Source organism: Promicromonospora citrea, assembly GCF_013004695.1.
Lineage (GTDB): Bacteria > Actinomycetota > Actinomycetes > Actinomycetales > Cellulomonadaceae > Promicromonospora > Promicromonospora citrea.
On sequence record NZ_JABEMG010000145.1, the window covers coordinates 1 to 10,425 of the forward strand.

Annotated in this window: 9 protein-coding genes and 1 pseudogene; 5 read left to right on the forward strand and 5 right to left on the reverse strand. The window is 73.4% G+C overall.

Going from position 1 to position 10,425, the window contains the following annotated elements; all coding sequences use genetic code 11:
• The 4 genes and pseudogenes from HLB15_RS20040 to relB all read left to right on the forward strand — a co-directional run.
• Window positions 1–317: pseudogene (locus HLB15_RS20040) on the forward strand (hypothetical protein); the annotation flags it as partial.
• Window positions 310–573, forward strand: coding sequence for a DUF6457 domain-containing protein (locus HLB15_RS20045; RefSeq protein WP_171107952.1), 264 nt, complete (start codon window positions 310–312; stop codon window positions 571–573). The pseudogene HLB15_RS20040 and the gene HLB15_RS20045, both read left to right, overlap by 8 nt.
• A 35-nt stretch (window positions 574–608) precedes the next feature.
• Window positions 609–1,166 carry a methylated-DNA--[protein]-cysteine S-methyltransferase gene (locus HLB15_RS20050; protein WP_171107954.1) on the forward strand — a complete coding sequence of 186 codons (558 nt, stop codon included), beginning with the start codon at window positions 609–611 and terminating at the stop codon, window positions 1,164–1,166.
• 51 nt (window positions 1,167–1,217) lie between these two features.
• Window positions 1,218–2,780 (forward strand): type II toxin-antitoxin system RelB family anti-toxin, encoded by a 1,563-nt coding sequence (gene relB, locus HLB15_RS20055; RefSeq protein ID WP_171107956.1) that lies wholly within the window; start codon window positions 1,218–1,220, stop codon window positions 2,778–2,780.
• A gap of 75 nt (window positions 2,781–2,855) precedes the next feature.
• Here relB and HLB15_RS20060 read toward each other — a convergent pair whose 3' ends face one another.
• Window positions 2,856–3,062: a hypothetical protein gene (locus tag HLB15_RS20060; RefSeq protein ID WP_171107958.1), complete on the reverse strand. Its 207-nt coding sequence runs from the start codon at window positions 3,060–3,062 to the stop codon at window positions 2,856–2,858.
• 151 nt (window positions 3,063–3,213) lie between these two features.
• Complete coding sequence (locus HLB15_RS20065; protein ID WP_171107961.1) at window positions 3,214–5,355, reverse strand: hypothetical protein; 2,142 nt, start codon at window positions 5,353–5,355, stop codon at window positions 3,214–3,216.
• Window positions 5,356–5,612: 257 nt separating this feature from the next.
• Here HLB15_RS20065 and sftH point away from each other — a divergent pair, with 257 nt between their 5' ends.
• Window positions 5,613–8,156, forward strand: coding sequence for a DNA 3'-5' helicase SftH (sftH, locus tag HLB15_RS20070; RefSeq protein WP_171107964.1), 2,544 nt, complete (start codon window positions 5,613–5,615; stop codon window positions 8,154–8,156).
• Here the strand turns inward: sftH and HLB15_RS20075 are convergent.
• From HLB15_RS20075 to HLB15_RS20085, 3 genes are read right to left on the reverse strand one after another with little or no spacing between them, the layout of a single operon-like run.
• A complete protein-coding gene (locus tag HLB15_RS20075) occupies window positions 8,137–8,370 on the reverse strand; it encodes a helix-turn-helix transcriptional regulator (protein ID WP_229784892.1) in 234 nt (77 codons plus the stop codon). The genes sftH and HLB15_RS20075 overlap by 20 nt on opposite strands.
• A 4-nt stretch (window positions 8,371–8,374) precedes the next feature.
• Window positions 8,375–9,256: an ABC transporter permease gene (locus HLB15_RS20080; protein ID WP_171107962.1), complete on the reverse strand. Its 882-nt coding sequence runs from the start codon at window positions 9,254–9,256 to the stop codon at window positions 8,375–8,377.
• The gene (locus HLB15_RS20085; RefSeq protein WP_229784893.1) at window positions 9,253–10,215 is read right to left on the reverse strand and encodes an ABC transporter ATP-binding protein; all 963 of its coding nucleotides are present in this window, start codon (window positions 10,213–10,215) and stop codon (window positions 9,253–9,255) included. Before HLB15_RS20085 ends, HLB15_RS20080 begins: the two co-directional genes overlap by 4 nt.
• Between the last annotated feature and the right edge of the window lie 210 nt (window positions 10,216–10,425).

Below are 10,425 nucleotides of genomic sequence, written 5' to 3' on the forward strand. Positions count from 1 at the left end.
AGCGGGCGGTGGCCGGTGGCCCGCCGGCCGACGGCGCCCACCTCGTGCGCGCCGGCCGCGCCCAGTGGCTCGTCGGCCTCTACCGGCGGGCGGCGCTGGAGGCCGCGCTGGCCGGTGTCGAGCCGGACGGCGCGTCGATGCGACAGGTCGTCGGCGCGCTGCGCTGCACGGAGGTGCCCGACGAGGCAGGCTGGAGCGACGACGTCGACACCCCGGCCGACGCGGCCCGCCTGGGCGCGCGCCCGGCCGACGACCACGAGGGCACGACCACCAGGACCCGACCGACCGAGCTTCCCGGAGGGACACGAGATGGCTGAGCTGCACGACTGGGTCGCCGCGCTGGAGAAGGAGCTCGGCCTGCCGCCGGGCACGGTCGACGTGCGCGCGGTGCTGGACCTCGCACGGGACGCGGCGCACGCCGTCGAGCGGCCGGCCGCACCCGTGACCACGTACGCCGTGGGCTACGCGGACGGGCTGGCCGCCGCGGGCGGCCTGGGCGCCGCGGCGAGCGGCGACCCCGACGCGGCGACGCGGGCGAGCGGCCTCGCGGAGCGCTGGGGCGGCGACGCCTGACGGGTGTGTCGGTGGCGCGGCCTAGGGTGGGCCGCATGTCCGACAGCCTCGAGCCCGCTCTCCGCTTCGCCGTGGTCCCGACGGCGATCGGGGAGTGCGCGCTGGTCTGGAACGCCGAGGGCCAGATCGTGGGCTCGACCCTGCCGCACGGGGGCGCCGAGCAGGTGCGCCGAGCCGTGCGCGGCTGGTACCCGGGCGCGGTCGAGGCGTCGTCCGGGCCGGTCGCCGGCGCGGTCACGGCCCTGACCCGGCTGCTGGCCGACGGCGTCGGTGACCTCACGGACGTGCCGCTGGACATGAGTGCCGTGCCGCCCTTCGACCGCCGCGTGTACGAGGTGGTGCGCGCGATCCCGCCGGGCGAGACCCGCACGTACGGCGAGGTCGCCGCGGAGCTCGGCGCGCCGGGTGCCGCCCAGGCCGTCGGGCAGGCGATGGGTCGCAACCCGTTCCCGCCGATCGTGCCGTGCCACCGCGTGCTGGCGGCCGGCCGTCGCGTGGGCGGGTTCTCGGCGCGCGGAGGGCCCCGCACCAAGCTGCGCATGCTCGAGACCGAGGGCGTCCATCTGGAGCACCCGACCCTGTTCGAGCTGTGACCTTCACGACGAGACGCGCTTGTATCTCATATGTGAGTTAGGGTCGTCGTCGTGACTATCGCCAGCACCGAACGACCGCTCACCGGATCGATCCCCGCGGTGGATGCCGCGCAGGTCGGAGCCCTGGTCCGCAGCGCACGTCAACACCGTGGCCTCACGCAGTCCCAGCTCGCCGAGCGTCTGAGCACGAGCCAGAGCGCCGTGCACCGCATCGAGCAGGGCGCCCAGAATCTCAGCCTTGAGATGATCGGCCGCATCAGCGCGGCCCTCGACTCCGAGCTCATCACCGTGGGCGCGCCCCGGCGCACCCACCTGCACATCGAGGGCGGCCACCAGCTCTCGGGCACGATCGAGGTCAACTCGTCGAAGAACGGCGCCGTCGCGCTGCTGTGCGCCTCGCTGCTCAACCACGGCCGCACCGTGCTGCGCAACGTGGCCCGCATCGTCGAGGTCGACCGCATCCTCGCGGTGCTCCGCTCCATCGGCGTGAGCGCCACGTGGGCGCCCAACGGCCGCGACCTCGAGATCGTCCGCCCGGAGTCGCTCGACCTGGCGTCGATCGACGTGGACGCCGCGGTCCGGACGCGCTCGATCATCATGTTCTTCGGCCCGCTGCTCGGCCGCGAGCCCCGCTTCGAGCTGCCCTACGCGGGCGGCTGCGACCTCGGCACGCGGACCGTCGAGCCGCACATGATCGCGCTGCGCCCGTTCGGGCTCGACGTCGTGGCGACGGCCGGTCACTACCAGGCGACCGTCAACCCCGGCACGGGCGACCTGTCGATCGTGCTCACCGAGCGCGGCGACACGGTCACGGAGAACGCGCTCATGGCGGCGGCCGGCCGTGACGGCATCACCACGATCCGCAACGCCAGCCCGAACTACATGGTCCAGGACCTGTGCTTCTACCTGGAGCTGCTGGGCGTCGAGATCGAGGGGATCGGCACCACCACGCTGCGCGTGCACGGCCGGTCGCGGCTCGAGGCCGACGTCGAGTACACCGTGTCGGAGGACCCGGTCGAGGCGATGAGCCTGCTCACCGCCGGCATCGTGACCGGCTCGGAGATCACGGTGACCCGCGTGCCGATCGAGTTCATGGAGATCGAGCTCGCCACGCTCGCCGAGATGGGTCAGCGGTACACGCTCACCCCGGAGTACCTGTCGCACAACGGCCGCAGCCGCCTGGTGGACGTCACCGTCCACCCCAGCGAGCTGCGCGCCCCGATCGACAAGATCCACCCCATGCCGTTCCCCGGGCTGAACATCGACAACCTGCCGTTCTTCGCCGTGATCGCGGCCCGCGCCACGGGCAGCACCCTGCTGCACGACTGGGTCTACGAGAACCGGGCCATCCACCTCACGGACCTGACCCGCCTTGGCGCGGACGTGCGGCTCATGGACCCGCACCGGCTCCAGATCACGGGACCGACCCGCTGGCGCGGGGCCGAGGTGAGCTGCCCGCCGGCGCTGCGCCCCGCCGTCGTCATCCTGCTGGCGATGCTCGCGTCCACGGGCACGTCCGTGCTGCGCGACGTCGACATCATCGCCCGCGGCTACGAGCAGCTCGCCGAGCGCCTCATCGAGCTCGGGGCCCGGATCGAGACGTTCCGGGACTGAGCCCCGGCCCGGGGACACGCCGGCCGGGCCGCCCCCGCACAGGGGGTGGCCCGGCCGTGTCGGTGCCGGGTGCTGCTACAGCCCGGCAGGGACCGACGTCGGTGCGATGGACTTGCCACCGTTGTCGCACTGGACCGCGACCCGGCCGCCCTCGCTCCACGCGGTCACGCCGCACTCGGCGTCGGGTGCCTCAGGGGCTGCCTCGGCGGCCACTGCGGGCGCGGCGAGCGCCCCCAGGAGCAGCCCGGCAGCCGTCGCCCCGGTGATCAGAAAGCGCTTCAACTGTCCTCCTAGGAGCCCACTCCCCGTTCCCGCTCGGTGCGCGGGGCGGGAAATGTCTCGAAACCTACCTGGCGATCGCCACATCGAGGGCACTCTCAGGTGAAATGCCCGGGTGAACTCTGCGGGACACCGGCGTGGCGGGGGGGACACCTCACGTGACGGCACGGACCGCCGCGCTCGTGACCGACTTCGTCGTGTAGCCGGACCGCGACCCCGTCACCACGTACGTGACGTTCTTGCCCTTCGCGGACGCGGGGATCCTGAAGAACGACCGCGTCGCCCCGGTGACCGCCTTGCCCCCGACCTTCCACTGGTACCGCACGGTGGTGGGCTGCGGCGACCAGGTGCCGCGCGCGGCCTTCACCGTCGCCCCCACCTTCGGCGTGCCGGTGATCTTCGCCTGCGGGACGACGAACGTGCCCGCCTTGACCGTCGTGGCAGGGCTCACGACCGTCCGGGTGGCGTACCCGGCGTGGGAGCCGGTGATCGCGACGCTCACCTTCTTGCCCGTGGCGGTGGCGGGCACCGTCCATGTGCGGGACGTCGCACCCGCCACGGCCTTGCCGTCGAGCCGCCACTGGTACCGCACGGTCGTCGGCGTCGGGGTCCACGGCCACCGGTTCGCGGTCAGGGTCTTGCCGACCTGCGCGGTGCCGCCGATCGACGGGGACCGGTCGACCACGAAGTCGGGCAGGGTGACGGCCAGGGGCCGCGACGCGCTCCACTCCGGCGCGCCCGGGAAGGCGCGGTAGGTGAACGTGAGCGCGGTCGTCGCGGGGTCGACGGCCGCGGTGTCGAGCGTCAGCTCCTCGGTCCTCGCGTCGAACTGGGCCGAGCCCACGACCGTCGTCCCTGCCGACACCGTCACGGTCCCGTAGGGGGTGGCCGCGTCCGGGCTGAGGGTCACCGCCATGACGGGGGCCGGGTCGCCGACCGTCCAGGACGTCGGCCCCTCGACCGTGACAGCGGGCGGCGTCGGTACGAAGAAATGGGTCTTCGAGACCTCGAACTCGTGGACGACGGCGTCGCTCGTGTTGCCTGCCGCGTCGACCGCGCGCACTGTCAGGTCGTTCGTGCCGTACGCCCTCGGGGTGACGTGGACGACCGGGTGCTCACCGCCGGGCAGGGTGCCGCTGATCCCGTTGAGGACATAGGTGTAGTCGACGTCGTCGTCCACGGGACCGCCGATGAGGAACGCGCCCGGGATCCCCGGGCCGCCGCGGCCCTGCCGCCCCGCGACGTAGACGGCCTCGCCGCCGACGAGGGGTGTGATGGTGGGGTTCTCCGGGCGCACGGTGTCCACCCGGAAGACGCACGAGGACTCCGGCCCGGTCAGCCCGTGGTTGTCCGTCCCCGCGACGGCGATCCGGTAGCGCCCGTCGTGCTCGAGGATGCCCGGGGGCACCTCGACCTGGTAGAAGCGGCGCAGCTCGTTGTTGCCGGTCGACGCACCCTCCCAGAGCACGGTGTCCGGGTCGTCGGCGGGCGTGAGCCGGAAGGTCGCCGTCTCCACGAAGTTCACGTGGCTCGCACCGTCCGGCTCGGGGATGGCGGCGCCGATGAAAGGCATCGTCGTGCGGAGCGCCGGCTCGTCGACGCAGTCCACCTTGCTGTTCAGGAATCCGATGCGCAGCTCGCTGGGTGCGAGCGGCGCGCGGTTGAAGTTGATCCGCAGGATGGCGTGCTGGCGCAGCAGGTTCCACCCGCACGTCATGCAGGTCTCGTCCGCGGCCCGGACGCCGACGGCGAGCGACGTGCGGTCGTCCCGTGCCGCCTCCACCGCGAGCTGGGTGACGTCGACGGAGAAGTACCCCGTCCACCGCGGCGTCTTCTCGCACGCGGACCAGTAGCCCGACCACTGCCCGACGCGCTTGTCCGCCGTCCACGCCTCGGTGCTCGACCAGCCGGTCTCCGGCGTGATCAGCGGCGCGTCGTAGAACTCGAGGCTGTTCGCCGTGCAGCCGACGTCGTCGAGCCACCCGGTCTCACCGTTGAGGATGAAGGTCGCGGACGTGATGTCCTCGGGCTCGAGCTCCCGGAGGATGTCGAAGTCCTCGAACTGCCAGACGGCCCGGTGCACGCCCTCCTCGGCACAGCCCTCGGGATACTCCTCGGGGTCGCAGTACCCCACCCACCGGTCGCCTTCCCAACCCGGCTCGGCGGGGCCGTCCGGGGACAGGAGCGTGCGCTCGGCCGCGTTACGCCACCAGACGGGCGTGTCGTCGGCCGCCTGGGCGACCTCGGCGGGAGCGAGCCCTGTCCCCGCCACCAGGATCCCGATCGCAGCGGCCACCGCTACCAGGCTTCGCCTCACCGTTCCTCCTGCGCAGGCCTCCGACACGTGCGCGCCGAATCTATCCGGCCGAGGACGCCCTCCCTGACCGATCAGCGGGTGAACTCCCGGCCCCTGACGACGTCGGTACGACGAGCTTCCGCACCGACGACCACGTCGTGACCCGGAGCCCAGGTGCGAGACTGTCCACCGTGCCCGACGCCCCCGCCCACCCCCTGCTCGACGTGCTGCTCGCCCACGGCGCGCGCGCCGAGCGGATGACGGCGTCGCGCGTGCTTCCCGCACGGACCGCCGAGCACGCCGACTGGCCCGCGTGGGCCGACACCACGGTGGTGCAGGGGTACCGCCGGCTCGGCGTGGAACGCCCGTGGGCGCACCAGGCGCTGGCCGCCGACCTGCTGCACCGCGGCAGGCACACGGCTCTGGCCACGTCGACGGGCTCGGGCAAGTCGCTCGCGTTCTGGCTGCCGGCCCTCTCCGCGGTGCGGGAGTCGTCCGCAGCCGCCACGCTCGACCCGGGAAACATCGCCTCGGCCCGGACCCGGCCGACGACCCTCTACCTCAGCCCGACCAAGGCACTCGCCGCCGACCAGCTCAACGCCCTCGACCGCGTGCTCGACGCCGCGGGCACACGCGACGTCCGCGTGGCGACCTGCGACGGCGACACGTCGCGCGAGGAGCGCTCGTGGGTGCAGGACCACGCCGACGTGGTGCTCACCAACCCTGACTTCCTGCACTACGCGCTCCTGCCGAACCACCGCCGCTGGTCGCGGCTGCTCAAGGGGCTGCGGTACGTCGTCGTGGACGAGGGGCACGCCTATCGCGGGGTGTTCGGCGCCCACGTCTCCCACGTGCTGCGCCGGCTCGCCCGCCTCGCGGAGCGCTACGGGGCCGAGCGACCCACCGTGGTGGTCGCCTCGGCGACGTCGGCGGAGCCCGCGGTCAGCGCTGCGCGCCTCATCGGCGTCCGGCCCGAGGACGTCACCGCCGTCGCCCGGGACACGTCGCCCTCCGGACGGCGCACCGTGGTGCTGTGGCAGCCGCCGGAGATCGCCTCGTGGCGCCCGCCGGCCGAGGACGCGGAGGGCGGCACGCCCTCGTCGATGCGGCGTGCCGACCCCGGCGAACCCGACCCGTGGGCACTGCCCGGGGACGGGGTGGCTGGTGCCGGGGACACCGAGGTGGAGCCCGTTGCGGCCGAGGTGCCGCCCGAGCACCCGCGCCGTTCGGCGACGGCCGAGGCCGCCGACCTGCTCGCCGACCTGGCGGCCGCCGGTGCGCGCAGCCTGGCATTCACGCGTTCCCGGCGGGGCGCCGAGTCCGTGGCGCAGCAGGCGCGCGACCACCTGCGCCACGCCCCCGACGCCGCCGGCCGCATCGCCGCCTACCGCGGCGGCTACCTCCCCGAGGAGCGCCGCGAGCTCGAGCGGGCCCTGCGCACGGGCGACCTGCTCGGCCTGGCCACGACGAACGCTCTCGAGCTGGGCGTCGACATCTCGGGCCTGGACGCCGTCCTCATCGCGGGCTGGCCCGGCACCCGCATGTCGCTGTGGCAGCAGGCGGGGCGGGCCGGGCGTGCGGGCGCCGACGGGCTGGTCGCGTTCGTCGCACGCGAGGACCCGCTGGACACCTACCTCGTGACCCACCCGGAGGCCGTGTTCGACGCCCCGCTCGAGGCGACGGTGTTCGACCCCGCCAACCCGCACGTGCTCGCACCGCACCTCTGCGCGGCGGCCCAGGAGGCCCCCCTGCGCACCGAGGACCTCGCACTGTTCGGCGACCCGGCGCACGTGCGCGGTGTGCTCGACGTGCTCGTCGCGCGCGGCGCCCTGCGACGGCGGACCTCCGGCTGGTACTGGACGCACCACCAGGCCGCCACCGGGCTGACGGACCTGCGCGGTGCGGGCGGGACGCCGGTGCGCGTCGTCGAGCACGGCACCGGGCGCATGCTCGGCACGGTCGACGCCTCGTCCGCAGACGGGCAGGTGCACGACGGCGCCGTGTACGTGCACCAGGGCACCACCTACGTGGTGAACCACCTGGACCTCACCGACCACACCGCCGTCGTGCAGCGTCGCAAGCTCGACTACGGCACGTGGTCCCGCTCGGTCATGTCCGTCGCCATCGAGGGCTGGGACGACGACGGCGCACCCGGTCCCGAGACGGACGCCACCGGCCACGACCTCCTGACCCGGCAGTGGGGACCCGTCGCCTGGGGTCTCGGCCCCGTCGAGGTGACGTCGCAGGTGGTGAGCTTCCAGCGCCGTCGCCTGCCCGACATGCAGGTGCTCGGGACCGAGCAGCTCGAGCTGCCCGAGCACACCCTCGGCACCGTGGCGGTGTGGTGGTCGGTGCCCGAGTGGGTGCTCCGTGCCTCCGACATCACACCCGAGCAGACTCCCGGCGCCCTGCACGCCGCCGAGCACGCCGCGATCGGCCTGCTCCCGCTGCTGGCGACGTGCGACCGCTGGGACCTCGGCGGCGTCTCGACCGAGCTGCACCCCGACACCGGTGAGGCGACCGTCTTCGTCTACGACGCCTACCCCGGCGGGGCGGGCTTCGCCGAGCGCGCCTACCACCTCGGTGCCACGTGGCTGCGGGCCACGCGCGACGCGATCGCCGCCTGCCCCTGCTCCGACGGGTGCCCCGCGTGCGTGCAGTCTCCGAAGTGCGGCTCCTACAACGCGCCGCTCGACAAGGACGCCGCGGTCCGGTTCCTCGACGCCGTCCTGTCCCACGAGCCGGAGCCGGCGGCCGACGGCGCGGCGGACGCCCCCGGCGTCACTCGCCCAGCCGCTTGAACGGCCGCGTCGAGAACACGACCTCCACCGCGACGCCGAAGTACTCGGCGATCCTCAGTGCCAGGTGCAGCGACGGGCTGTACTCGCCCCGCTCGAGGTATCCGACCGTCTGGTAGTGCACCCCGAGCGCCTCCGCGAGCTCACGCCGCGAGACGCCGCGCTCGGCGCGCAGCATCGCGATGCGGTTGTGGACGACGTCGGACTGCTCAGCCACCAACTCAGTACCCCTTGGTCATGAAGCGCTCCCGCGCCGCCGCCACCGTGGAACCCGACTCCCGGCGCGCCATCCTGCGCAGCACGATCGGCGCCAGCACCATACCCACGACGGCCCACAGTCCGAGCACCCCGATCATCTCGAGCGTGCGCCACGACCCGCCGATCTCCGCCGCGGCCAGGCTGTCCGGGAGCATGGCCGACCGGGCGCCCAGCCCCAGCCAGTAGTAGGGGAACGCCTGCCCCACCACCTGCAGCCAGCCGGGCAGCGCGGTGATCGGGTAGAAGATGCCGGACGGGATGATCAGCAGCATCGAGATCAGGAACAGCAGACCCGTCTGCGCCGACGACGTGAACAGCGAGCCGAGCGCGACGCTGATCGGGACCGTCGCCACCATGCCCAGCACGAAGATCATGATCAGCAGGACCGCCGTGCGCAGGTCGAGCCGCAGGTCGCCCGCCACCGTGAACGCCGGGATGACCAGCGCGAGCAGGCTGACGGCGGTGGTCAGCGCGAACATGAGGATCTTGCCCACCAGGTAGCCGATCATCCCGTTCGGCGTGGCCTTGGCACGCAGCAGCGTGCCGTCCTCCCGGTCGACGGCGATCGTGCTCGCCGCCCCCGTCAGGCCACCCAGCGCGATCGACATGCCCACGAGGCTCGGCAGCACCATCGCACCGAGCGCGAAGCCCGTGCCGGGCACCGTGCTCCCGCGCATGAACAGCAGCACCACCGCGTAGATCACCGGGAACGCGAGGTACCAGATCACGTCCCCCGCCTCCATGAAGGAGTACTTGGTCTCGAGCCAGCCGCGGGTCAGTCCCGCTCGCACGGCCGCGCGCCGCGCCTCGACCCGGCCGGCCCCGCTCGTGGTCGTCGTGGTCATGCCTGCACCTCCTCGGTCCGGTCCGTCTGCTCGCCGCCCGCGGACGGTCGGCCGCCCGCCGTCTCGGCCCGGTGGACCAGCGTCATGTACGTGTCCTCGAGGCTGGCCCGCCGGACCTCGAGCTCGGTGACGTCGGGGTCGTTCGCGAGCAGCCGCCGGACGAACGCCGTCGGGTCGCCGTCCTCGACCGCGTGGACGTGCCTGCGGCCGCCGACCGTCCAGCGCACCTCCGCCTGCGTGGTGAGCTCCCGGGCGAGCTGGTCCGCTGTGCCGTCGGCCACGATGGTGCCGCCGTCCAGCACGAGGATGCGGTCGGCGAGCTTCTCCGCCTCGTCGAGGTCGTGCGTGGTGAGCAGGACGGTCGTGTTCTCGAAGTCGGCCAGCCGGTGCACCAGGTCGTGGAACTCGCGCCGGGCGTGCGGGTCGAACCCCGCCGTCGGCTCGTCGAGGAAGACCAGCTCGGGCCGGCCGACGATGCCGATCGCCACGTCGAGCCGCCTGCGCTGGCCGCCCGAGAGCTTCTGCACCTTCAGGTCGGCGTGCTCCGTGAGCCCCACGACGTCGATCAGCTCGTCCACGTCCCACGGCCGTGGCACGTCGGTGGTCCCGTACGGCGCGTAGAACCGCGCGAGGTAGCCGAGCAGGTCGCGCACCCGCCAGCGGCTGTGGTCCCGCCAGGACTGGAGCACCACGCCCAGGCGGGCGCGCCATGCCTCGTCGCCGCGCGCCGGGTCCTGCCCCAGCACCGACACCTCGCCGGCCGACCGCATGCGGAAGCCCTCGAGGATCTCGATCGTGGTCGTCTTGCCGGCGCCGTTCGGGCCGAGCAGCGCGAGGACCTCACCGCGCCGCGCCGCGAACGACACCCCGGTGAGCACGTCCTTCGTCCCGTACCGCATGCGCAGGTCGCGCACGTCGATGGCCGGCCCCGGAGATGTCGGTGGCGCCTGTGCCCTCATCGCACTCTCCATATCCTCCATAGCAGAGATACTACGATTCGTAGCGGGGCCATGTCATCGTCTTTTTCGTCGTCGCCTTTTTCGTCGTCGCCTCTGTCGTCGTCGCCTCTGTCGCCGTCGGTCCGGTCCGCTGCGGCCGGTCCGCCCGTGGCCCGGCGCGGGCCGCCGCGTGCGCCCGGCCCGGCACCAGCGCGCGCGCCGGCCCCCCGA